Raw genomic sequence first — 24,894 nt, 5'->3', positions numbered from 1 at the left:
AATGAAGGTATGGACTGACAAAAGAGGCGTATTCTACCTTCTTTCCTTTGCCTAGAAAATCGCTTTCTGACTTTTTAATTAAAGGCTTGATAAGTTAATAATATATAAGATCTATATAGAGATCTTTTATTAGATCTATTATTAGGATCATGCTTTTCTGTGGATAACTAATAAATGATCAACAAGATCATGGATCTTAATAGGATCGTAAACTGTGATCTTAACATGATCTACCTCGGTATTACCTGGGATCAAAACAGACACTTATACACATCCTCTGTGTAATGCATAAGTTATTATTGGGATAACTATAGGTTGATCACCGGATAAGAGTATAGTTATACACATTAGATTGCTTGATTTATGTACTAAATGATTTTAGGTGTTTTGCTTAAAGTTATTCACATCTGCATAGATATAAAAAAAGCGGCTAGTCAGCCGCTTTCTCAACAGAGATTAAGATTAGAATCGTTCGATATGTTGCTTCAACCACGCTTCAGCCGCGTCTTCTGGAACTGGATATTCTAACGTATCAATAGTGAGGCAATCAGTGAGCGGAGTGGCTCCGATATCTTCCAGCAGTTCAAATGCATGCTTACCAGCGGCGCAGAACGTGTCGTAGCTTGAATCGCCAATGGCCACTACCGCGTATTTCAATGCGCTGGTATTAGGTGGTGTTGTTTGAAGAGCAGCAATAAAAGGTTGGATATTATCGGGATAGTCTCCCGCACCGTGAGTAGATGTGACGATCAACCATATGTCTTGAGCAGGGATATCATCCAGCTTAGGTTGGTTGTGGATAGTTGTGGTATAACCTTGCTCTTGTAGCAGATCGTTAAGATGATCTCCCACGTATTCGGCACCACCTAATGTACTACCTGTAATTATATGGATCATAATATTGCCTTTTATCGAATAGGGAATGAAGCCCTATTTGTGATTATTTACCAATACAGAACGAAGAAAAAATGCGGCCAAGTAAGTCATCTGAACTAAATTCACCGGTAATTTCATTTAAATGCTGTTGCGATAAACGCAACTCTTCCGCTAGGATTTCACCAGCCATATAACCTTCAAGTTGTTGCTGACCAATACTAAGGTGTTCCGCAGCACGCTCTAAGGCATCGAGATGTCGACGACGAGCCATAAAACCGCCTTCATTGCCACCTGCAAAGCCCATGCACTCTTTTAAGTGGGTACGCAGTGCATCAACACCTCCACCAGTCTTCGCTGACAAGCGGATAAGCGTTGGTGAGTTCACGTGACAAATACCTAATTCTTCTTTGGTTTGATCGACTTTATTGCGGATCACTGTCATACCGATGTTGTCTGGTAAGCGATCAACAAAATCAGGCCAAATATCTTTCGGATCGGTTGCATCTGTGGTTGTACCATCGACCATAAATAGCACGCGATCAGCTTGAGTTATTTCATCCCAAGCGCGTTCAATGCCGATTTTTTCGACTTCGTCTGAGGCTTCGCGTAGGCCTGCGGTATCGATAATGTGCAGTGGCATACCATCGATATGGATATGCTCTCTCAGTACGTCACGTGTTGTTCCTGCGATGTCGGTGACGATTGCCGAGTCTTTGCCTGACAAGGCATTAAGTAAACTTGATTTACCCGCATTAGGACGACCAGCAATAACCACTTTCATACCTTCACGCATAATTGCGCCTTGGTTGGCTTCTTTACGCACAGCCGCTAGGTTATCGATGATGGTTTGTAGATCACCTGCGACTTTGCCATCAGCAAGAAAATCGATCTCTTCTTCTGGAAAATCAATCGCCGCTTCAACATAAATACGAAGGTGAATGAGAGATTCAACCAAAGTATGAATGCGTTTTGAGAATTGCCCCTGCAGCGACTGGAGAGCTGACTTTGCCGCTTCTTCAGAACTTGCGTCGATCAAGTCTGCAATTGCTTCAGCCTGAGTAAGGTCCATTTTATCGTTTAAAAAGGCACGCTCAGAGAATTCACCAGGGCGAGCTGCACGCACGCCACGAATAGCCAAAATGCGTTTGATTAGCATATCCATCACCACAGGACCACCGTGTCCTTGTAGTTCTAGGACATCTTCGCCGGTGAAAGAGTGAGGGTTAGGAAAATAGAGCGCGATGCCTTGGTCAAGCTCGCTGCCATCTTGATGTTTAAACGGCAAATATTCAGCGTAGCGAGGCTTTAGCGTTTTACCTGTGACTTCAAGTGCCACTTGGGCCGCTTGAGGGCCGGATACGCGAATAATGCCCACGCCACCTCTGCCAGGGGCTGTTGCTTGGGCGATAATGGTATCTGTAGACATAACTGTACCTAAAATAGGATTGGATTAGCGCAATTGTAATCAGCCAAAAACAAAAAGGCGACCTTTTGGCCGCCTTTGTTCAATTTGTTCGGTCTTACTTCATCAATCAGTGACTACTTAGAATGTAAGCCTTTTTTCTCCAACGCTTTGTAAATCAAAGTTTGTTGAATCAAAGTTACGATGTTCGATACCAACCAGTAGATAACAAGGCCTGATGGGAAGAACAAGAAGAAGAACGTAAACATAACCGGCATAAAGGTCATGATCTTCTGCTGCATCGGATCTGTTACCGTTGTTGGGCTCATCTTCTGGATCATAAACATACTTACACCCATCAATAATGGCAAGATGTAGTATGGGTCTTGTGCTGAAAGGTCATGAATCCAACCAAAGAATGGTGAATGACGCAGTTCAACAGATTCCATTAATGACCAGTAAAGCGCAATGAAGATTGGCATCTGTAGGAAGATAGGTAAACAACCACCGAGTGGATTTACTTTCTCTTTTTTGTACAGTTCCATCATCTCTTGGCTCATGCGTTGGCGGTCATCGCCGATACGCTCGCGCATTGCTTGCAGTTTAGGTTGCAGCATGCGCATTTTAGCCATTGAAGTGTATTGTGCTTTGGTTAGTGGGTACATTGCACCACGAACGATGAAGGTTAAGCAGATGATTGCCACACCCCAGTTGCCCACAAAGCTTTGAATAAATGAAAGTAGCATGTGCAGTGGTTTAGCAATAAACCAGAGCCAACCGTAGTCAACCACTAGGTCAAGGTTAGGTGCAACCTCAGCCATTTCATCTTGCAGTTTTGGACCAACCCACAGGGTTGCTAAAAACGTCGCTTTGTCACCATCTGCGATGGTTTTGTTTGGCATACGTACGCCGATATCACCTAAATTGCCGATCACACGAGTGTACAGATTTGAACCTGCCTCGTTACGTGGGATCCACGCCGTTGCAAAGTAGTGTTGGATCATCGCCGCCCAACCTTGTCCATTGGCTAATGGAAGAGATAGGTTGCGCTCTTGCATATCGTCGAAGCTGTATTTTTTGTAGCGTGTTTCTTCTGTTGAATAAGCACCACCACGGTAAGTTGGCATTGCTAGGCTGCCACCAGCGTCTAATAGATTTTGACGTAAGTGAGCATACATACCTAGTGTCGCATTGTTACCTGACTTGTTGAGTACATCAAATTCAACATCTAACGCGTAGCTACCACGTTTAAGGATGAATGTTTTGGTGTATTCAAGGCCATTAGCTTGATACGTCATTGGAATACGCAGTTCGTCTTGACCGTCAGCTAGGGAAAAACTGTCAGCACTAACTGCATAGTTTGGACGATTGTTGCTGCTTAAATCGATACCTTGAGGACCCACTAAACCACTTTGCGCGATAAATTGGTGACCAGGAATATTTTTAAGTAGAACAAACGAGTCTTCTGAATCAAGTTCAGCGTTGTACTGATTTAGTTCAGCTGAAACTACATCACCACCAACTGTGTCAATTGACAGACTCAGTACATCAGTCGTGACGGTGATAGTTTTTGCCGACACATTCTGTGTAGGTGTTGGGTCTAACTCATCAGCAATAGATGGTGCAGGTAAAGTACTGCTATTTTGTGCCTGCTCAACCGCTTGAGGTGCTGGGTTCTTAGCTACTTGCCATTGCTGGAAAAGTAAAAAAGAAACCAATGCCAAGGCGATTAACAGGATATTACGTTGAGAATCCATCGTTATTTATCTCTGTCTTGTGTTTGGACTGGTGGTGGAACGGGGTCAAAACCCCCTTCATTCAAAGGGTGGCATTTTAATAGACGTTTGCCTGATAACCAACACCCTTTTACAAAACCGTGACCTTTCAACGCTTCTATCGCATATGTAGAGCAGGTTGGAGTAAAACGACAGCGTGGTCCAAGGAGAGGACTAATGATTCCTTGATAAAGACGGACGAATCCGATTGCTAACCACGTGAAGGGCGAGACAGGCGATGCCATAATTTATCTAATAGTTTGAACATTTCTTCATTGCTTAAATCTTGCGCGCTCTTTTTAGCAATGACAACAAAATCTTTATTTGGAAGTTGATGTTGTTTGTTGCGAAAACTTTCGCGAGCGAGACGCTTGAAGCGGTTACGACCAACAGCGGTTTTGATCTGTTTTTTCGGAACGGCTAGTCCCAATCTTGGATGAGAGAGAGAATTTTCGCGAGCAATAATTGTGAAATGGGGGGAGCCTGCGCTATGCGCTTGCTGAAAGACTTTTTTATAATGCTCGGGAGTTAACAAACGTAACTCCCGATTGAACGCGTACGTATTCAAAATAATCGCGAATTATTTTGACAGGCGCGCACGGCCTTTAGCACGACGTGCATTAATAACCTTACGGCCATTCTTAGTTGCCATGCGTGCACGGAAGCCGTGAGTACGCTTGCGCTTTAGAACGGTAGGTTGAAAAGTGCGTTTAGACATGTGTAATTACCTTACTGATCAGTAGTTTTTAGGTTCAATGAAACCCGGCGTGGGCCTATTTCTCTTCTTTATATAAAGAAAGGAATCCGACGCCTCTCAACAAAGAGGCGGAATTGTAATCACTGTCACAATAAGTGTCAACGATTGGGTTTACTAAAATTCCGGTCGGGCGATTATACGCAGTCTCCTTAAAAGCACAAGGATCCTTAGTCGATCCCGACCTGATTTAAAAATTTCTTGAGTTTAGGATCTTGTGGATTATCGAAGATATCCTGTGGAGAACCTTGTTCTACAATGTGGCCATTTGCCATGAATATCACGCGATCCGCGACCTCTTTAGCAAATTGCATTTCATGAGTCACCACCAGCATAGTTTGATGCTGTGTTGCTAATTTCTTCATTAAAGCAAGTACTTCGCCGACCCATTCAGGATCAAGAGCAGACGTTGGCTCATCAAATAATAGCAATTCTGGTTGTAGCGCCATTGCTCTGCCAATACCTACACGTTGCTGCTGTCCACCGGAAAGCGCGGCAGGATAACTATCGCCTTTATCACTCAGACCAATGTCATCCAAAATTTGTTGTGCACGAGCTAAAGCTTGATCCTTTTTCCAACCTCGCACAGTTATTAGCCCTTCGGCAATATTTTGTCTGGCGGTCATATGAGCAAATAGGGCGTAGTTTTGGAAGACGAACCCAGTTTTGCGGCGCAGAGCAAGCACCTCGGCTTTGGTCGGTTTTTGGCTGTCGACGGTCACATCATCAATGGTTATCTTGCCTTGATCAGCTTGCTCTAAAAAATTTACGCAGCGCAGTAAGGTTGATTTCCCAGTTCCACTAGAACCGATAATGACGATGATCTCACCTTGCTCAATAGAGAGATTAATTCCTTTTAGTACCTCGGTTTCCCCAAAACGCTTATGAATGTTTTCAAGTTTGATCATCGTACATACGCCTTATTGAGTTTCTCTTCAGCCCAAATCTGGATGCGGGTGAGTATCACCACTACAGCCCAATAAATTAATGCGACAGCTAAGAAAGCTTCAAAAAAGCGAAAACTTGAAGAAGCTTCCATTTGCGCTTTTGCCATTATTTCCGCCACACCTAAAGTAAAAGCAAGCGAGGTGGATTTGATCATGTCGATGAAATAGTTCATCAACGAAGGCAGAGCAACACGTGTTGCTTGCGGCAAAATAATACGACGCATGGCTTGGCTGGTGGTCATTCCCACCGACAAGCTTGCTTCCATTTGACTGCGGTCAATGCCGATAATCGCGGCACGAATACTTTCGGCCATGTATGCGGCAAAGTGTAAGGTTAAACCAATCACCGCAGCGCTAAAGGCGTTTAATCCGACCATGAAAGGAAAGACTTGCGGTAGACCGTAATACAGCAGAAATAGTTGAACCAGCAAAGGCGTACCACGGAAAAAACTGATATATAGCTGGCTTAATGGGTTTAAAATCGGAACTTTAAACACTCGAATATTGGCTAAAATGACCGATAAAATCAGAGCAAAGACTAGGCCCCAGCTTGCCATTTCCATTGTGGTGCTTAAATACTTGAGCAGTATCGGTATCAACTCCAGCATGTAGTTAAAATCAAATCCCATGCACTTACCTTTAGATAAAAAGAAAAGGTGGAATGAACCATTCCACCTCCATATAAGATATGCTGACTTATTTGTTGGTGATATCAGCACCGAACCATTTTTCAGAAATGTTACTTAGAGTGCCATCAGCACGCATTGATGCTAATGCTTTGTTCACTTCAGATTGCAACTTTTGACCTTTTTCGTTGTTGACGAATGGCCAAGCATTTTCAATGGTTTCAAAAGGTTTGCCTGCTAGTTGTAGCGGTAAACCAGTTTTTTTAATCAGCTCAAGTGCTGACAAACGATCCATCACAAACGCATCAGAACGGCCAAGCGCAACATCATGCTCAATACCTGTATCGTAGGTTTTGATATTGATTTTATTCTCTTTGTCATAGCTGCGAAGTAGTTGTTCAAAGTTCGAACCCAAATTCACCGCGACAGTTTTGCCAGCTAAATCTTCAATGCCCTGAATGCTGTCATTACCTTTACGCACTGTAATTTGAGCACCATCAATCACATAAGGGTCTGCAAATAGATATTTCGCTTTGCGAGCATCCGTGATGGTGATTTGGTTTGAAATGGTATCAATTCGTCCCGTTTCGAGTAAACCAAACAGCCCAGAAAAACTTGATGTAACATATTCGACTTGGTAGTCGTTACGTTTACCTATTTCATCCCATACATCCACTTCAAAGCCTTGTAGTTTGTCTTTTTCTACGAAAGTGAAAGGGAAATAACGACCTGACATACCGACTTTAATTTCAGTGGCGGCTTGTACGGTTGCTGTCGATAGCGCAATTGCAGCTATCGCGATTTTAATCCAGTTTTTCATCTTGTGACTCCTTATATTTATAGAGCAGGATGTTACTGGTAAATGACACAATAGAATAAATAACCAGTTGTTATTAGCCATAACCGAAGGTAATCGCAAAATGGGGATAACTAACACTGATCTTTGTATATGTGGATCATTATGTGGGTAAAATAGAGGTTAGTTGTGAAGATCTACAAAAATCAAGCCTAAATTGTGTGAATAACTTAGATCTTATTCACTGGATCCTCGATCAATTGCTGGCGATCTTGGTTATCAACAGGTAAAATCGCCAGTCTTTTCGATCATTTACTTAGAGTGAGAGCACCGTGTCATCTTCGCTATGGTTGCAATGTTTGCAACAGCTTCAAGAAGAATTACCTGCAGCAGAATTCAGTATGTGGGTACGTCCGTTACAAGCGGAACTTAATGACAATACTCTCACTTTGTTTGCCCCAAACCGTTTTGTGTTGGATTGGGTGCGTGATAAGTACATCAATAGCATTAACCGTTTATTGCAGGAGCATTGTGGCAACGATACTCCAAGCTTGCGTTTTGAAGTGGGCAGTCGTCGAGTCAGCGCGCCAAAAACAGCGCCTGTACGTACGCCTGCCGATGTTGCGGCCGAGTCGTCAGCTCCGGCGCAATTGCAAGCGCGCAAGCCAGTGCACCGAACTTGGGAAAACGATACAGTGGTGGCAGATATCAACCACCGTTCAAACGTTAACCCTAAGCACAAGTTCAATAACTTTGTTGAAGGTAAATCAAACCAACTGGGTTTGGCTGCTGCGCGTCAAGTGTCAGATAACCCTGGAGCTGCTTATAATCCACTATTTTTGTACGGTGGCACTGGCCTTGGTAAAACGCACTTATTGCACGCAGTCGGCAATGCGATTGTCGATAACAATCCGAATGCAAAAGTGATCTACATGCACTCAGAGCGTTTTGTGCAAGATATGGTTAAAGCATTACAAAATAATGCAATTGAAGAATTCAAACGCTATTACCGTAGTGTTGATGCGTTATTGATCGATGACATTCAATTTTTTGCTAATAAAGAGCGTTCTCAAGAAGAGTTTTTCCATACTTTCAATGCGCTATTAGAAGGCAACCAACAAATCATTCTTACTTCCGACCGCTATCCAAAAGAGATTAACGGTGTGGAAGATCGCCTTAAATCGCGCTTTGGGTGGGGTCTAACGGTTGCCATTGAGCCACCAGAGCTTGAAACGCGAGTCGCGATTTTAATGAAGAAGGCTGAAGATCACCAAATTCATCTAGCCGATGAAGTGGCTTTCTTTATTGCAAAACGTCTGCGTTCTAATGTTCGTGAGCTAGAAGGTGCTTTGAACCGCGTTATTGCTAACGCTAACTTCACAGGTCGTCCTATTACGATTGATTTTGTTCGTGAAGCACTGCGTGATCTACTGGCGTTACAAGAAAAATTAGTCACCATAGACAATATTCAAAAGACTGTGGCGGAATATTACAAAATCAAAGTCGCGGATCTGCTTTCTAAACGCCGCTCTCGTTCCGTAGCACGTCCTCGTCAATTAGCGATGGCACTCGCAAAAGAACTCACCAACCACAGCTTACCTGAAATTGGTGATGCATTTGGTGGTCGAGACCATACCACAGTGCTGCATGCTTGCCGTAAAATACAGCAGTTGCGTGAAGAGAGTCATGACATTAAAGAAGATTACTCGAATTTGATTCGTACGCTTTCTTCTTGATGTACAAGCTGCAGATATAAGCTATTTTTACCCACAGTCTGGGTATCGCCCGATAACATCGTAAGAGCTAACTATGAAATTTACTATTGAACGTAGCCACTTCATTAAGCCACTTCAGCAAGTTTCTGGCACGTTAGGCGGACGTGCAACTTTGCCTATTCTTGGTAACTTACTGCTTAAAGTGGAAGAAAATGTGTTGTCGATGACAGCCACCGATCTTGAAGTTGAGCTGATTAGCCGAGTAACCCTAGAAGGGGATTGTGAAGCGGGCAATATTACGGTTCCTGCACGTAAGTTTTTGGATATTTGTCGAGGTTTACCGGACAGTGCTGTGATCACTGTGGTTTTAGAAGGTGATCGTATCCAAATGCGTTCTGGTCGTAGTCGCTTCTCTCTTGCCACTTTGCCAGCCAGTGATTTCCCAAACATTGAAGATTGGCAAAGTGAAGTCGAAGTTGAAGTGACACAAGCAGAGCTGCGTGGCTTGATTGAAAAAACTCAGTTTTCAATGGCCAACCAAGATGTGCGTTATTACTTGAACGGTATGCTATTTGAAGTTGATGGTTCAATATTACGTTCAGTGGCAACAGATGGTCACCGTATGGCGGTTTCTCAAACTTCATTAGCTGCCGATTTCTCCAATAAGCAGATCATTGTGCCGCGTAAAGGGGTACAAGAATTAGTGAAGCTGCTTGATGCACCAGAACAACCTGTCGTACTGCAAATTGGTAGTTCCAATCTACGAGCGGAAGTGAATAACTTTGTCTTTACTTCTAAGCTTGTCGATGGCCGATTCCCAGATTATCGCCGCGTAATGCCGCAACATACCAACAAAACGCTAGAAACAGGTTGCGATGAACTACGTCAGGCATTTTCGCGAGCGGCGATTTTGTCTAATGAAAAATTCCGTGGTGTTCGCGTGAATTTAGCTAATAACGAAATGCGTATCACCGCCAACAACCCAGAGCAAGAAGAGGCCGAGGAAGTGTTGGACGTCACCTTTGAAGGTGAGGCTATCGAAATTGGTTTTAACGTTAGCTATGTCTTGGATGTACTCAATACATTACGTTGTGAGCAGGTACGTGTTTCTATGTCGGATGCCAATGCCAGTGCATTAATTGAAAATCGCGATGACGACAGTGCTATGTATGTCGTGATGCCGATCCGACTTTAAGTTTGCTTAATGCCACTTACACGTCTCATCGTTCAACAATTTCGTAATATTAAAGCCTGTGATATTCCATTATCAGCAGGCTTTAACTTTCTTATTGGTCCGAATGGCAGCGGCAAAACTAGTGTATTGGAAGCGATCTATTTACTCGGTCATGGGCGTTCATTTAAGAGCGCATTAACGGGGCGAGTGATCCAAAACGAGTGTCAGGAACTGTTTGTTCATGGGCGTTTTTTGACCTCGGATCAATTTGAGCTACCAATTGGCATTAATAAGCAGCGTGATGGCTCGACAGAGGTTAAAATAGGCGGTCAATCTGGGCAAAAATTGGCACAGTTGGCGCAAGTTTTACCATTGCAGTTGATTCACCCAGAAGGGTTTGATCTACTGACTGATGGACCAAAACAACGGCGTGCATTTATCGATTGGGGGGTGTTTCATACTGAACCTGCTTTCTATGATGCATGGGGGCGTTTTAAGCGCCTCAATAAGCAACGTAATGCGTTATTAAAAACCGCGACCAGTTATCGTGAACTCAGTTATTGGGATCAAGAAATGGCGCGTTTAGCGGAACAGATTGATGTTTGGCGTAGTGCGTACGTTGCACAGATGAAACTCGTTGCTGAAGAGTTATGCCAAGGTTTTTTACCCGAATTTGATATTCAATTGAAGTATTCAAGAGGCTGGGATAAGGACACGCCTTATCAACAAATCCTCGAAAATAACTTCGAGCGTGATCAATCGCTTGGTTACACATTCAGTGGCCCGAATAAAGCGGATTTAAGAATTAAAGTGAATGGAACGCCAGTAGAAGACGTTCTATCACGAGGTCAGTTGAAGTTAATGGTGTGTGCACTGCGTGTTGCACAAGGACAGCACCTTACTCAATTGACAGGTAAGCAATGCATCTATTTGATAGATGACTTTGCTTCTGAATTAGATAGCCAACGTCGTCAGCGCTTAGCGGACTGCTTAAAAGCGACGGGGGCTCAGGTTTTTGTAAGTTCTATTACTGAAAGCCAAGTTGCAGACATGATTGAGTCAAACAGCAAGATGTTTCATGTGGAACATGGCACAATAGGACACGGATAAATAGTGAGAGAGTAACTGATGTCGAATAATTACGATTCATCGAGTATTAAGGTACTGAAGGGTCTGGATGCGGTACGTAAACGTCCAGGTATGTACATCGGCGACACTGATGATGGCACCGGTCTGCACCACATGGTTTTTGAGGTGGTGGATAACTCAATTGATGAAGCGTTGGCAGGCCATTGTTCAGACATCATAATAACCATCCATGAAGATAACTCGGTATCGGTCAGCGATGACGGCCGTGGTATTCCAACGGAAATGCACGAAGAAGAAGGTGTTTCTGCTGCTGAAGTTATTATGACGGTACTCCACGCGGGTGGTAAGTTTGATGATAACTCATACAAAGTTTCTGGTGGTCTGCATGGTGTAGGCGTTTCTGTGGTAAACGCCCTGTCTGAAAAAGTGGAACTGACCATTAAGCGTAAAGGCGAAATATTCCAACAAATCTATCATCATGGTGTGCCTCAAGCGCCATTGGCTGTGATCGGTAAAACCGAAGAAACTGGTACTCGCATCCGTTTCTGGCCAAGTGAAGAAACCTTCACCAACATTGAATTCCATTACGAAATTCTGGCTAAACGTCTACGTGAGCTTTCTTTCCTAAACTCTGGCGTATCGATCAAATTAACCGATGAGCGTGAAGAAGATAAATCGGATCACTTCATGTTTGAAGGTGGTATACGTGCTTTCGTTGAGCATCTAAACCGCAATAAAACCCCAATTCACCAAAAGATTTTCTACTTTGACCATACTCGTGAAGAAGATGGCATTACCGTTGAAGTTGCGATGCAATGGAATGATGGTTTCCAGGAAGGGGTGTACTGTTTTACCAACAACATCCCACAACGAGATGGTGGTACTCACTTAGCCGGTTTCCGTGGTGCATTGACACGTACGCTCAATAACTTCATGGACAAAGAAGGTTACTCGAAAAAAGCGCAAGCGGCGACTTCGGGTGATGATGCTCGTGAAGGCTTAACGGCGGTTGTATCGGTAAAAGTGCCAGATCCAAAATTCTCCAGCCAAACCAAAGACAAACTGGTTTCATCAGAAGTGAAATCGGCGGTTGAATCAGCGATGAGTGAGAAGTTGTCGGAATTCTTAATTGAAAACCCAACTGAAGCAAAAATCGTGTGTGGCAAAATTATTGATGCGGCTCGTGCTCGTGAAGCGGCGCGTAAAGCTCGCGACATGACTCGTCGTAAAGGCGCGTTAGATTTAGCTGGTCTGCCGGGTAAACTGGCCGATTGCCAAGAAAAAGATCCTGCTCTTTCTGAACTGTACATAGTGGAAGGAGACTCTGCTGGCGGATCAGCCAAGCAGGGGCGTAACCGTAAAAACCAAGCGATTTTGCCGTTGAAAGGTAAAATTCTAAACGTTGAGAAAGCACGTTTTGATAAAATGCTTTCTTCTCAAGAAGTTGCCACGCTTATCACTGCCCTTGGTTGTGGTATTGGTCGTGACGAATACAACCCAGATAAACTGCGTTACCATAACATCATCATCATGACCGATGCGGACGTCGATGGTTCTCACATCCGTACGCTACTATTGACCTTCTTCTACCGTCAAATGCCAGAGTTGATTGAACGTGGTTACATCTATATTGCTCAGCCACCACTTTACAAAGTGAAGAAAGGTAAGCAAGAGCAATACATTAAAGATGAAGAAGCGATGGAGTTGTATCAAGCAGGTCTTGCTTTGGATAATGCAGAGCTTTACGTCAACGCCAATGCTCCTGCTTTAGCGGGTGGCCCACTTGAAAAACTGGTGCTTCAATACAATCAATGTATGAAACTGGTTAAACGCATGAGTCGTCGTTACCCATATGCAATGATCAACGAGTTAACTTACATCCCTCGTTTAACAGCAGAGATGTCTAAAGATGCCAACCAAGTGCAGGCTTGGGGTGAAAAACTGGTAGAGCAACTCAACGCCAAAGAAGTCGGTGCAAGCCAATACTCACTTGAAGTGGAAAAACACGAAGAGTTGGGTGTGAGCATTGTTAAGCTGGTGGTTCGTACTCACGGTGTGATGCACGAATATGTGGTCTCTTTGGATCTATTAAACTCGAAAGAATACGGTCGTTTAGCGGATCTATCAGAAGCATTAGATGGTTTGATTGAAGATGGCGCTTATGTAAAACGTGGCGAGCGTACTCAAGAAGTTTCTAGCTTCACAGAAGCATTAGATTGGTTGATCAAAGAGTCGCGTCGTGGTCTTTCACTACAACGTTACAAAGGTTTGGGTGAAATGAACCCTGACCAACTTTGGGAAACCACTATGGACCCAGACTCTCGCCGTATGATGCAAGTCACCATTGAGGACGCTGTTGGCGCTGATGAACTGTTTACTACGCTAATGGGTGACCAAGTTGAGCCGCGTCGTGCATTCATTGAAGAGAATGCACTGAAAGTGGCCAACCTCGACGTATAGATGAACTGATTTTTGTTTCGAAGGTGTGCATTTATATCTATAAATTCTGCGCCTTCTCCTTGAATTAATCCCATCTAGCTTCGATAAAGAAAGCTAAGTTTATTGAGAATACCGTCTTTTAAGGCGGTATTTTTGTTTTTAAAATATTGAAAAATATGAGTTTGAAAAAATTTTTAAAATTTTCTCTTGAAACTATTTTATTCAATCCATATATCTAGTTGTGAAGAGGGTTGCTGTCTTGCTCAATAGAGAAGAAACAGACCTCTGGAATTGCTAGAACAACATCGCTCATAAGAGGATGTATCGTTTAGCACACTAATTTGGACCTAGATTCTAAACCATGTCCCTGCGTAATATCGCCAGTGGAATGACTGAGAATCCCTTAGCTGCCGCAGAGCTTTGCTTTGTTGGAAACTCGCAGCTAGGACTATTGCTTATGATGAGGATAGTAATATGAGAACTGTAGATTTCACTCCTTTATACCGCAACGCAATTGGTTTTGACCGTCTATTAAATATGATGGAAGCCAGCTCAGCGAAAAACACTTCAGCGGGTTACCCTCCGTACAATATCGAACAACAAGGTGAAAATAAGTACCGTATCACCATGGCGGTTGCTGGTTTTGCTGAAGAGCATATCGATATTACTCAGCAAGAAAATATGTTGATTGTTCGTGGTGAGCGTAAAGCTGAAGAGAATAAAAATTACGTCTATCAAGGTATTGCTGAACGCGATTTTGAGCGTAAATTCCAATTAGCGGATTACGTTAAAGTGATCGGTGCAACGATGGAAAATGGTTTACTGCACGTTGATTTGGAACGTGAAACACCTGAAGCAATGCAGCCACGTAAAATAGCGATTAATGGTAAAAGCTTACTTGAGAATAACTAAGTAACCTATTAAGCATAAAGTAGTGAAAGAGCGCCAATTGGCGCTCTTTTTAATGGTGGCTGCATCTATTTCTGCTCAATCACTATGATTGCTGATAAGCCAGTGCAATCTCTTGTGCGATAATTTTAATGCCTTTTTGCATCGCGGCATCGTCTTGCACGTAGTTCATACGTAAGCATTGATGCGCGTGTTGCCAATCATCTTGTTGACCGATAAAGAAATACTCTCCCGGTACAATCAATACCCCGCGTGCTTTTAAGCGTTGGTAAAGCTCCATCGTAGTGATAGGTAGTTCATCAAACCAAAGCCATAAAAAGATCGCACCTTCCGGTTTGTGAATGCGAAAACGTGGGTCGCTAATCGCTTGTTGTAGTAACTCTACGGCTCGTTGCGATTTCTGTTTGTAGAATGGTTTAATAACCTCGCTGCTAAGCCTTAATAGATCACCATTTTCAATCATATGGTTGGCGATAGCAGGGCCGATACTGCCAGGCGCTAGGCTAATAATGCCATTCATATTGGTTAATGCTTGGGTGATAGTCTCACTGGCAATCACAATACCGCAGCGTACGCCGGGTAACCCCAATTTCGATAAACTCATACACAGAATGGTGTTGTCATTCCAAAAGGGTTCAATCTCTTCAAAAATAATATTGGGAAAGGGAACACCGTAAGCGTTGTCGATGATCAGAGGGATATTGTTAGCGCGCGCAAGTTTATCCAGTTTATGGATCTCTTCTTCCGTAAACACATTACCGGTTGGGTTGGTCGGGCGAGAGGCGCAAATAGCCGCGACGGAATCATCGACTGTCAGCTTTTCAAAATCGACATGGTATTTAAAGAGACCATTATCGAGCATTTCAATTTCAGGGCGGTAAGAGACAAAAATATCTTCATCAATGCCAGCATCACCATAACCGATGTATTCCGGTGCTAAGGGGAGCAAAATTTTCTTGTGTGATCCGTCAGGCTGTTGGCCAGCAAATAAGTTAAATAAGTAGAAGAAGCCACTTTGACTGCCATTGGTTAGGCTAATGTTTTTTTCGCTGATATCCCAGCCATAAGTCTCTTGTAACAACTTGGTGAGTGATTTAATGAACAGGTCTTTACCTTGCGGGCCATCGTAGTTGGCTAATGCAGTGAGCAATTCGCCACTGCTGAGCATATCGGCACTAGCTTTGTGAAAGTAATCGAGCATTGCGGGAATGGCGGCTGGGTTACCACCACCGAGCATGATGGCTCCTGGGGTGCGTAGGCCATCATTAAGATCATCCATTAGTTGGGTAATACCAGAATACTGATTAAATTTTTCACCAAATTTCGAAAACTGCATTGCTTATTGCCTAATTCATTATTGTATTTGCTTACGTAACGGAGCATGGAACCGTCCCATGCCAATCGGATAGTCTTTGAACATACCGCAATGTTTTTGTGAGGCAAAGCACTATTTGTGTGCGGAGTGAAAATAGGAATGGCGGCGAAAAAAAAAGCCCAACTCTATGGTGTTGGGCTTCAATAGTTTAACCTGTGGTCGTTGACTTAATTCATTACTTCTGCAGCAGTGAAATGTCAGCAATTTGCAGGAATAGGTTACGCAAGTTATTGAGAAGCGTTAAGCGGTTTTGCTTCAATGCTTCGTCATCTGCCATCACCATTACGTTATCGAAGAAGGCATCAACTGGCTCGCGTAGTGCTGCTAGTTTGCTCAATGCTTGCTGGTAATCACCAGTGGCAAAGGCGGGTTCAAGCGCTTCACTCATCACTTCCACTTCTTCCGCTAACGCTTTTTCTGCATTTTCTTGAAGCAGGGTTAGGTTGATTTCCGTGGCTAATTGACCATCGAATTTAGCCAAAATGTTACCAACGCGTTTATTTGCCGCTGCCAGTGCTTCTGCTGCTTCCAGTTCACGGAAGTGAGAAACCGCTTTAACACGTTTGTCGAAATCGGCTGGTTTGGTTGGATGACGAGCAAGTACGGCTTGGATGATGTCTACGCTGAAACCTTCATCTTGATACCATGCACGGAAGCGACCGAGCATAAACTCAATCACATCTTGCTCAACACTGTCGTTAGTTAGGCGATCACCGAATAGAGACTTAGCTTTAGCAACTAGGTCAACTAAATCCAAGTTATAGCCGTATTCAACGATAATACGTAGCACACCTAAAGAAGCACGACGTAGAGCAAATGGGTCGCTGCCTTTTGGTGCTTGGCCAATACCGAAGATACCTACGATGGTGTCCAGTTTATCCGCCATAGCAACCGCAGAGGATACACCATTTGTTGGCAGATCATCGCCAGCAAAACGAGGCATGTATTGTTCGTTCAAAGCAATGGCGACTTCTTCTGCTTCACCATCGTGACGCGCATAGTGCATGCCCATGACACCTTGAGTATCGGTGAATTCAAATACCATTGATGTCATCAAATCGCATTTAGCGAGTAAGCCCGCACGCTTTGATTTTTCAACGTCTGCGCCGATTTGCTCTGCAATGTAGCCTGCAAGCTCAGTGATACGGTCTGTTTTGTCTTTAATCGTGCCTAATTGCTTTTGGAAAATAGCCGTCTCAAGCTGAGGCAGACGATCAACCAGTTTGCTCTTTAGATCCGTGTTGAAGAAAAACTCAGCATCCGCTAAGCGTGGGCGAACCACTTTCTCGTTACCTTCGATAACATGACGAGGCTCTTTCGACTCGATGTTAGAAACGAAGATAAAGTTAGGTAGTAGATTTTTATTTGCGTCATACACTGGGAAGTATTTTTGGTCACCTTTCATGGTGTAAACCAAAGCTTCTGACGGCACTTTGAGGAATTTTTCTTCAAATTTAGCGGTTAAAACCACTGGCCATTCAACCAATGACGTGACTTCTTCAACCAGATCATCTTCGAGATCCGCTGCGCCACCCACTTGTTGCGCTGCTTGTTGAGCGCCAGCAATAATGGTTGCTTTACGTGCATCGTAATCAGCGATCACTTTACCGCGTTCTTCTAAAATCGCAGGGTATTGTGATGCATCGTCGATGGTGAATTCTGCCTCACCCATAAAACGGTGACCACGGATAGTGCGCGCAGAGGCTACGCCTAAGATCTCACCTTCGATCAGTTCATCACCCATCAAAATAGTCAGTGTTTTTACTGGGCGGATAAATTGTGTTTCTTTATCACCCCAACGCATCGGTTTTGCAATAGGCAGGTTAGCCAGTGCCTTTGCGGCTAATTCAACCACAATCGCTTTAGCTTGTTGGCCTTTCACTTCTTGTTTGAACAGCAGCCATTCGCCCTGTTCGGTTTTTAGGCGCTCTGCTTGTTCAACGGTAATACCGTTACCACGAGCCCAGCCTTGTGCTGCTTTGGTTGGATTACCATCGGCATCAAAAGCCACTGAAATAGCAGGGCCACGTTTTTCAACGACTTTATCGGCTTGGCCTTGTGCTAGGTTGGTTACTTTCAGTGCTAAACGACGAGGGGTTGCAAACCATTTAATACCATCATGAGCCAGATCCGCCGTTTTCAATTCCGCTTCAAAATTGGCAGCAAACGCTTCTGCCAAGGTGCGAAGTTGTTTCGGTGGTAGCTCTTCAGTACCTAATTCAATTAGAAATTCTTTTGCCATCTTATTTGTCCTCACCCTTTTTACACATTGGGAAGCCTAGTGCTTCACGAGATGCGTAGTACGCTTCTGCAACCGCTTTAGTTAGGTTACGGATTCGTAGGATGTAACGTTGACGTTCCGTCACCGAAATCGCTTTACGCGCATCCAGTAGGTTGAAGGCGTGACCTGCTTTCAAAATGCGTTCGTAGGCAGGAAGAGGCAGTGGCTTTTCTAGCTCAAGCAGATGTTTACACTCTTTTTCGCATTGATCGAAGAAGGTGAAAAGGAAATCAACATCAGCATGCTCGAAGTTGTAAGTCGACTGCTCGACTTCATTTTGGTGGTAAATGTCACCGTAGGTCACTTTACCTAATGGGCCATCTGTCCAGACTAAATCATAGACTGAATCGACACCCTGAATGTACATTGCTAGACGCTCGATACCGTAAGTGATTTCACCGGTTACAGGTTTGCACTCAAGGCCACCAACTTGTTGGAAGTAAGTAAACTGAGTCACTTCCATACCGTTTAGCCACACTTCCCAGCCAAGACCCCATGCCCCTAGAGTTGGGTTTTCCCAGTTATCTTCCACGAAACGAATATCGTGTACTTGTGGGTCAACGCCAAGCGCTTCTAAAGAACCAAGATACAACTCTTGAATGTTGTCTGGTGATGGCTTGATGATAACTTGGAATTGGTAATAGTGTTGCAGGCGGTTTGGGTTCTCACCATAGCGGCCGTCGGTCGGACGACGAGAAGGTTGAACATACGCTGTAGCAATTGGCTCTGGACCTAAAGCTCGTAGACATGTCATTGGGTGAGAAGTCCCTGCACCTACTTCCATGTCTAATGGTTGAACAATGGTACAGCCTTGTTGGGCCCAATAATCCTGCAGCGCGAGGATCATACCCTGAAAGGTTTTGATATCGTATTTTTGCATAGTCAGGTTCGCGCGATTCTTCTATCTGAATGGATGAAAATAACGAACAAGTATACCCAGATATTCGCTCAGCGAGTAGGGGTAATCTTGCTTAATTAATAGTCGAAAATCTCTTTTAGTGGAATTTATGGACCTAATTGTGCCAAATTTTCTTAAAAGAGATGTTTTAACCAGTTTATAACTTGAGATTTAGTGACTAGCTGCTTAGAATTGCGCCGTCTTTGGGGAGTAGCTTACCGGCGAGATTTCTTATCTTAATGGTTCGTCCGTCAACATAATTGGTGCCAAATCACCATGGCGTTCGAGGCTAAAGTCATTTTAGCTTAGCAAGACCTTAGACAAACATCACTAACCGGGGTGGGGGGTGGCGTTTGTCTATGGTTATTATAATTATCCCACCCCGTTGAGCATGTCATGAGCGTATTAGCTATTTCAATTACTACTGTCGCCTTAGCTGAAATTGGCGATAAAACCCAACTGCTTTCCTTACTGTTAGCCAGTCGTTATCGTAAACCCATTCCTATTATCGCAGCCATTTTCCTTGCCACGATTGCTAACCATGCTTTAGCGGCTTGGTTGGGTGTGGTAGTGGCTGATTACCTTTCTCCACAAGTTCTGAAGTGGGTCGTGGTGGTGAGTTTTCTCGCCATGGCTGCATGGGTGTTAATTCCCGATAAGCTGGATGAAGATGAATCGATTTCTAATCGGGGACCGTTTATCGCCAGTTTTATTGCTTTTTTTGTCGCAGAAATTGGTGATAAAACGCAGATCGCAACGTCAATTTTAGGCGCGCAATATGCTGATGCACTGACATTGGTCGTTTTAGGCACTACTATTGGTATGTTATTGGCGAACGTGCCAGTTGTTATTATCGGTAAACTTTCCGCTGATAAAATGCCACTCGCACTTATTCGTAAAGTGACGGCAGTGTTATTTGTAGCGTTAGCTGTGGGCGCTGCTATTTGGTAAAAGTCTCATGGCTATCGCATGTTATTATCAGTAAAACCAAGATGATTTTGGCTCAATCACACTTTGTTACTCATGTCCTATCATTGCGTGATGGCTGACATGGTCGTGTCATGATTGTCATGCTAGTGTAATGCATGACGATCCTAATAAGAGGGAAAACTTATGCTGACACGTTATATGGGAATGAGTGCCAAGAGCCAAAGTTACTTGTTTACATTCGGCTTTGCATTGACGCTGTTAGGAATGGCATTAACCGAGATGTGGTTGCCCATGGTAGCAGGAGCCATTATTTTAGCTGGCTTAACGGTTGAGTCATGGATCCGAGTTGCTCACCTAATACCAATGCACGAGGAGTTACGGACCATGCAGAAGCAGATAAACAAGCTGCAATCTGAGCTCCGTGAGATCGAATACAGAGAATAATTTCGCGTGTAATGAATACAAAAAGGCTGTCACCTATATGGGGACAGCCTTTTTGTATTTGGTAAGTAATGATTAGTTTAAGCCTTTCTTAATCAAATATTGATACGGCAGTTGATCGGTTTTTTCCGCAATCAGTTGGTGATCCATAAAGCGACAAAAACTCGGAATATCTCGAGTTGTCGAAGGGTCATCCGCTTTCACTAATAATATTTCGCCATCATCCATGGTTCGAATTGTCTTCCTGACCATCATTACCGGTTCTGGGCAACGTAATCCCTCTGCTTCGAGTATACGTGTGGCTAGTGCTGGATCAAATGTCATGATTAAACCTAATGGATATAAGAATAAGGTGTAGATAATACTGGTGAAGAAAAAATATTCAATAACCACTTGGCAAAGTGATCTTTTTGTTTTAATTTAGTTAACAAATTGGTAACAATTAATGCGAGGTACGAACATGTTAACAGCACTAGACAGGCTGACCATCTATTCTGTTCTTTGCTTTATTTCGTTCTGTGCTTTGGTTATGCGTACACCAGCAGAGACGTCACTAATACCACTTGCGGGTGTTGGCGCTTCTATTGTAGGAATTTGGCTTGAAATTCACCTCTGGAAAGGTGTATCTGAAGAGCAGAAACATTAACCTACCGCACTTGCACTACACAAAATACATTCCGACACTATCCCCATTTTCTTGGGCTTCCCCGCTGAAAGGCGGGATTTTTTTTATCCAAGGCGTACAATTAACCCATTCATAGATAGAAAGCTGAGTATTTGTGTGGAATTGGAAGATATTTATCGTCGAGATCTTAATTTATTTGTCGCGCTGCGTGTGCTGATAGAAGAGAGCAGTGTCAGCAAAGCAGCGAATCGTTTAAACCTCAGTCAATCAGCCATGAGCCGAGTTCTTGGTCGATTGCGTGAGTTGTTAAATGATCCGTTATTTACTCGTCAAGGCCAGCATCTGATTCCAACAGAAAAAGCGCTCGAAATTGATCGCGCTTTAGGTGAGCCTTTAGAATCACTTCGTCAGCTCCTTTCCCCTGTTGAGTTTGATCCCAGGCTGTGTGATCAGACATTTAGCATTGCGACGACCGATTATGCAATGCAGACCATCTTGCCGTTTGCCTTACCAAGGATTTATCAAGAAGCGCCCAATGTCTCACTTGAGTTTTTGCCTTTGCAGCATGATAGATTGGCTGATCAATTGACTTATGAGGGTGCGGATTTAGCCATTTGCCGACCCACCTCTCCGGTTGCGCCCTTGAGAAGTGAGGTGCTTGGCCGTGTGGGTGTGCTCTGTTTGTTTTCTCGGCAGCATCCATTAGTCAATCAACAGATGACGTTGAAGGACTATTTAGCCTATCCACATGCGATGATTGCCATTAGTGATGGGGTTAAAGCATTAATTGAACAAGCGTTATTTGACCAACCTAAGCGTAAAATGGTGTTGCGGGCTTATCATTTAGAAGCGGCATTAGCGATTGTAGATACCATGCCACTGATTATCACTGTCCCAGCGGATCTCGCATACCTGGTCGCAGAACGTTATGACTTGGTGGTAAAACCTTTACCTTTCCAGTTTACTTCTTTTGAATATTCGATGATTTGGCATTCACGATGCGAGCATTCTCCAGCACAAGAGTGGTTAAGGCGGATAGTGAAACAAGAATGCAGCCGTTTGATCGCAAAACGTGTCGAAGAGATGAAATTAGATATTTAGATATATAGATAAATTTAAGGCTTTGGAAATCACCAAAGCCTCATGACTATATCAATGGGTTAATCACTGATTAAAGCTTGATAACAACACGACCCGTTACTTGACCATTGGTAATGGCTTCGGCGTATTGTGGTGCATCTGCAAGTGCGATTTCATTACACGCTTGTTCAAAGTAGCTAGCTGGTAGTAGTTTGGCTAAGCTTTCCCAAGCGGCAATACGTTTTTCTAATGGGCACGAAACCGAATCAACACCTTGTAGGCGAACGTTGCGTAAGATGAATGGCATGACCGTGGTTGGTAGGTCAAAACCGCCTGCTAAGCCACACGCTGCAACTGTGCTGTTGTAATCCATTTGCGCCAATACTTTTGCCAATACTTTGCTACCAACGGTATCAACAGCACCAGCCCAAATTTGTTTTTCCAGTGGGCGAGTTGGCTCTTCAAATTCAACACGATCAATGATGCGGCTTGCTCCTAGTTTTTCTAGTAGTGGGCCATTTTGTTCAACACGACCGGTTACCGCAGCAACGTTATAGCCTAGGCTAGCTAATAGCGTTACAGCAACTGAACCAACGCCACCACTTGCACCTGTCACTAGAATTTCACCATTTTCTGGTTTAATACCCGCATCTAAAATAGCTTGTACACAAAGCATGGCGGTAAAACCAGCGGTACCGATCATCATCGCTTTTTTGCTATCAAGGCCTTGCGCTAGTGGAACTAACCAGTCGGCTTTCAAACGGGCTTTTTGTGCCATTCCGCCCCAGTGATTTTCACCAACACCCCAGCCGGTAAGGACAACTTCGTCACCCGCTTGGTAGCGTTCATCTTGAGATTCAATTACCTTACCTGCAAGGTCAATACCTGGCACCATAGGGAAATTACGAATGATTTTGCCTTTGCCTGTAATCGCTAAACCATCTTTATAATTTAGTGATGAATAATCGACAGCAATCAATACATCGCCTTCAGGCAGCTGTGATTCGTCGATCTGTTCGATAGCCGCTAGGGTGCGTTTGTCTTGTTGGTTAAGGATTAAAGCATTAAACATTCTGATCTCCAGATTTGCGCAGCAAAGAAAATATGCAGATTAGTGTAGTACTGAATTCATTATGAATAAAATGAAACTTTAGCATTAGATATATGCGTATTACGCATGGTTGATATAAAAATGCCAGTCAATCGACTGGCATTTTGCTGTTTAAGATAAGAAGAACTGATAGGCAGGATTATCAGTTTCATCTTTACATTGATAACCAAGCTCACGTAAGTGGGCAGAGAAGCGAGTTAAATCATCTTCATCGAGCTCAAAACCACACAATACTCGTCCATAATCAGCACCATGATTACGATAATTGAATAAGCTAATATTCCAATGTGTTCCTAACGTATTTAAAAACTTAAGTAATGCGCCAGGATATTCAGGGAACTCAAAGCTGTACAGGCGTTCTTTGAGTGGCTTCGACGGTTTGCCACCAATCATATAACGCACATGTAGTTTTGCCATTTCATCGTCAGAGAGGTCAACCACAGGGTAGTCACCATTACGCAAATCGTGAATGATGCTGTTAAGCTCTTCCTGCCCGCCCATTAGGCGTACACCAACGAAAATGTTCGCTAGCTTGTCATCGTTATAACGGTAGTTGAACTCAGTAACCGCTCGGCCACCAATGATGTTGCAAAACTCGAAGAAAGCCCCTTGATGTTCTGGAATAGTAACCGCCAGAAGACCTTCACGTTTTTCACCTAATTCACAGCGTTCAGAAACATAACGCAAACCATGGAAATTGGTGTTTGCGCCCGAAAGCACGGTACCAAGTTGTTTGTCCACCAACTTATTTTTCTCAGCAAACTTCTTCAGACCTGCTAATGCAAGCGCACCTGAAGGTTCAGCAATGGCACGAGTATCTTCGAAGATATCTTTAACCGCAGAGCAGATTTCATCGCTTGATACAGTAATGTGGCCATCAATATATTGCTGGCATAAACGGAAGGTTTCATCGCCAATGCGTTTTACCGCGACACCGTCGGCAAACATGCTGACTTGATCAAGCACTACTGGCTCACCTGCATCTAATGCTGCTTTTAAACAGGCTGAATCTTCTGGTTCAACTGCAATCACTTTGATTTCGGGCATCAGTTGTTTGATGAGTACCGCCACACCTGCAGCTAAACCACCACCACCGACGGGAACAAAAATGTAATCGAGGTGGCCATTTTGTTGCAGCATCTCCATACCAATGGTGCCTTGGCCTGCGATCACCAATGGGTGATCAAACGGTGGTACGAAGGTATAACCTTGTTCGCGAGATAAACGCTCAGCTTCGGTTTTGGCTTCATCAAAATTGTTACCATGTAAAACAACGTGTCCACCGAACCCTCGCACTGCTTCAACTTTGATATCAGGGGTTGTTTTTGGCATCACAATTGTGGTCTTAATGCCTAATTTTGTTCCCGAGAGCGCCATCCCTTGGGCGTGGTTGCCCGCAGAGGCTGCAATAACGCCAGCCTGTTTTTGCGCTTCCGTTAAGCTTGATACCATATTGTAGGCACCCCGTAGCTTAAACGAATGCACTGGTTGGCGATCTTCACGCTTAAGTTGGACTCGGTTTTTAATGCGCGCGGATAAGCGAGGCATATCTTGCAATGGCGTAACCGTTGCTACTTCATACACAGGCGCGCGCAGGATTTGGCGCAGATAATCTGCGCCAGTTTGGGTCCCTTGGTCAGAGCTACTCATA

24 protein-coding genes are annotated in these 24,894 nt (G+C 43.8%); 9 read left to right on the top strand and 15 right to left on the bottom strand.

Translation table 11 applies throughout. The features are described 5' to 3' along the window. Window positions 1-462: 462 nt before the first annotated feature. The 9 genes from mioC to AACW06_RS09655 all read right to left on the bottom strand — a co-directional run bounded on the left by mioC (window position 463) and on the right by AACW06_RS09655 (window position 7,200). Entirely contained in the window at window positions 463-897 is a 435-nt protein-coding gene (gene mioC, locus AACW06_RS09695; RefSeq protein WP_192074904.1) for an FMN-binding protein MioC, read from the bottom strand. Window positions 898-940: 43 nt separating this feature from the next. Further along, a complete protein-coding gene (gene mnmE, locus AACW06_RS09690; protein WP_192074903.1) occupies window positions 941-2,302 on the bottom strand; it encodes a tRNA uridine-5-carboxymethylaminomethyl(34) synthesis GTPase MnmE in 1,362 nt (453 codons plus the stop codon). A 113-nt stretch (window positions 2,303-2,415) separates the two neighbouring features. Next, on the bottom strand, window positions 2,416-4,035 hold the full coding sequence (yidC, locus tag AACW06_RS09685) for a membrane protein insertase YidC (RefSeq protein WP_192074902.1): 1,620 nt from the start codon (window positions 4,033-4,035) through the stop codon (window positions 2,416-2,418). Window positions 4,036-4,037: 2 nt separating this feature from the next. Beyond that, a complete protein-coding gene (gene yidD, locus AACW06_RS09680; RefSeq protein ID WP_080996272.1) occupies window positions 4,038-4,298 on the bottom strand; it encodes a membrane protein insertion efficiency factor YidD in 261 nt (86 codons plus the stop codon). Next, window positions 4,265-4,621, bottom strand: a complete 357-nt coding sequence (rnpA, locus tag AACW06_RS09675) for a ribonuclease P protein component (RefSeq protein ID WP_080996273.1) — start codon at window positions 4,619-4,621, stop codon at window positions 4,265-4,267. The genes yidD and rnpA overlap by 34 nt, the downstream gene beginning before the upstream one ends. Before the next feature lie 12 nt (window positions 4,622-4,633). Continuing rightward, window positions 4,634-4,771: a 50S ribosomal protein L34 gene (rpmH, locus tag AACW06_RS09670; RefSeq protein WP_010319951.1), complete on the bottom strand. Its 138-nt coding sequence runs from the start codon at window positions 4,769-4,771 to the stop codon at window positions 4,634-4,636. 206 nt (window positions 4,772-4,977) lie between these two features. After that, window positions 4,978-5,715, bottom strand: a complete 738-nt coding sequence (locus AACW06_RS09665) for an amino acid ABC transporter ATP-binding protein (RefSeq protein WP_053308871.1) — start codon at window positions 5,713-5,715, stop codon at window positions 4,978-4,980. Next, window positions 5,712-6,383, bottom strand: coding sequence for an amino acid ABC transporter permease (locus AACW06_RS09660; protein WP_192074901.1), 672 nt, complete (start codon window positions 6,381-6,383; stop codon window positions 5,712-5,714). The genes AACW06_RS09665 and AACW06_RS09660 overlap by 4 nt, the downstream gene beginning before the upstream one ends. Window positions 6,384-6,450: 67 nt before the next feature. Beyond that, window positions 6,451-7,200, bottom strand: coding sequence for an amino acid ABC transporter substrate-binding protein (locus AACW06_RS09655; protein ID WP_168523843.1), 750 nt, complete (start codon window positions 7,198-7,200; stop codon window positions 6,451-6,453). 308 nt (window positions 7,201-7,508) lie between these two features. On the opposite strand from AACW06_RS09655, the gene dnaA reads away from it, so the two are divergent. From dnaA to AACW06_RS09630, 5 genes are all read left to right on the top strand, one after another. Further along, window positions 7,509-8,912, top strand: coding sequence for a chromosomal replication initiator protein DnaA (gene dnaA, locus AACW06_RS09650; RefSeq protein ID WP_053308874.1), 1,404 nt, complete (start codon window positions 7,509-7,511; stop codon window positions 8,910-8,912). 73 nt (window positions 8,913-8,985) lie between these two features. Continuing rightward, window positions 8,986-10,086, top strand: a complete 1,101-nt coding sequence (gene dnaN, locus AACW06_RS09645) for a DNA polymerase III subunit beta (RefSeq protein WP_192074900.1) — start codon at window positions 8,986-8,988, stop codon at window positions 10,084-10,086. Between the two features lie 9 nt (window positions 10,087-10,095). Then, window positions 10,096-11,175, top strand: coding sequence for a DNA replication/repair protein RecF (recF, locus tag AACW06_RS09640; RefSeq protein ID WP_192074899.1), 1,080 nt, complete (start codon window positions 10,096-10,098; stop codon window positions 11,173-11,175). Window positions 11,176-11,193: 18 nt separating this feature from the next. After that, the gene (gene gyrB, locus AACW06_RS09635; RefSeq protein ID WP_176246124.1) at window positions 11,194-13,614 is read left to right on the top strand and encodes a DNA topoisomerase (ATP-hydrolyzing) subunit B; all 2,421 of its coding nucleotides are present in this window, start codon (window positions 11,194-11,196) and stop codon (window positions 13,612-13,614) included. A 453-nt stretch (window positions 13,615-14,067) separates the two neighbouring features. Beyond that, a complete protein-coding gene (locus AACW06_RS09630; protein ID WP_192074898.1) occupies window positions 14,068-14,505 on the top strand; it encodes an Hsp20 family protein in 438 nt (145 codons plus the stop codon). Between the two features lie 82 nt (window positions 14,506-14,587). On the opposite strand, the gene AACW06_RS09625 is transcribed toward AACW06_RS09630, so the two are convergent. From AACW06_RS09625 to glyQ, 3 genes are all read right to left on the bottom strand, one after another. Further along, window positions 14,588-15,838, bottom strand: a complete 1,251-nt coding sequence (locus AACW06_RS09625) for a valine--pyruvate transaminase (protein ID WP_192074897.1) — start codon at window positions 15,836-15,838, stop codon at window positions 14,588-14,590. Window positions 15,839-16,052: 214 nt separating this feature from the next. Next, complete coding sequence (gene glyS, locus AACW06_RS09620; protein ID WP_192074896.1) at window positions 16,053-18,119, bottom strand: glycine--tRNA ligase subunit beta; 2,067 nt, start codon at window positions 18,117-18,119, stop codon at window positions 16,053-16,055. Between the two features lies 1 nt (window position 18,120). Then, entirely contained in the window at window positions 18,121-19,038 is a 918-nt protein-coding gene (gene glyQ / locus AACW06_RS09615) for a glycine--tRNA ligase subunit alpha (RefSeq protein WP_192074895.1), read from the bottom strand. Between the two features lie 414 nt (window positions 19,039-19,452). Here glyQ and AACW06_RS09610 point away from each other — a divergent pair, with 414 nt between their 5' ends. Both AACW06_RS09610 and AACW06_RS09605 read left to right on the top strand, forming a co-directional pair. Further along, window positions 19,453-20,007, top strand: coding sequence for a TMEM165/GDT1 family protein (locus AACW06_RS09610; protein WP_053308882.1), 555 nt, complete (start codon window positions 19,453-19,455; stop codon window positions 20,005-20,007). A gap of 162 nt (window positions 20,008-20,169) precedes the next feature. Beyond that, window positions 20,170-20,430, top strand: coding sequence for a hypothetical protein (locus AACW06_RS09605; protein WP_192074894.1), 261 nt, complete (start codon window positions 20,170-20,172; stop codon window positions 20,428-20,430). A 72-nt stretch (window positions 20,431-20,502) separates the two neighbouring features. On the opposite strand, the gene tusA is transcribed toward AACW06_RS09605, so the two are convergent. Continuing rightward, window positions 20,503-20,751, bottom strand: a complete 249-nt coding sequence (tusA, locus tag AACW06_RS09600; RefSeq protein ID WP_053308891.1) for a sulfurtransferase TusA — start codon at window positions 20,749-20,751, stop codon at window positions 20,503-20,505. A 136-nt stretch (window positions 20,752-20,887) separates the two neighbouring features. Here tusA and AACW06_RS09595 point away from each other — a divergent pair, with 136 nt between their 5' ends. Further along, window positions 20,888-21,073, top strand: a complete 186-nt coding sequence (locus tag AACW06_RS09595; RefSeq protein ID WP_192074893.1) for a hypothetical protein — start codon at window positions 20,888-20,890, stop codon at window positions 21,071-21,073. Between the two features lie 135 nt (window positions 21,074-21,208). After that, window positions 21,209-22,153: a LysR substrate-binding domain-containing protein gene (locus AACW06_RS09590; protein ID WP_192074892.1), complete on the top strand. Its 945-nt coding sequence runs from the start codon at window positions 21,209-21,211 to the stop codon at window positions 22,151-22,153. 70 nt (window positions 22,154-22,223) lie between these two features. On the opposite strand, the gene acuI is transcribed toward AACW06_RS09590, so the two are convergent. Together acuI and ilvA are read right to left on the bottom strand one after the other, a co-directional pair. Beyond that, window positions 22,224-23,204, bottom strand: a complete 981-nt coding sequence (gene acuI / locus AACW06_RS09585; protein WP_192074891.1) for an acrylyl-CoA reductase (NADPH) — start codon at window positions 23,202-23,204, stop codon at window positions 22,224-22,226. A gap of 150 nt (window positions 23,205-23,354) precedes the next feature. Further along, window positions 23,355-24,893, bottom strand: coding sequence for a threonine ammonia-lyase, biosynthetic (ilvA, locus tag AACW06_RS09580; protein ID WP_192074890.1), 1,539 nt, complete (start codon window positions 24,891-24,893; stop codon window positions 23,355-23,357). Window position 24,894: the final 1 nt, after the last annotated feature.

Source organism: Vibrio sp. S12_S33, assembly GCF_963889785.1.
GTDB classification, from domain to species: domain Bacteria; phylum Pseudomonadota; class Gammaproteobacteria; order Enterobacterales; family Vibrionaceae; genus Vibrio; species Vibrio aestuarianus.
Note: the sequence above shows the minus strand (reverse complement) of the source record. Positions and strands in the feature narration are given on the sequence as shown.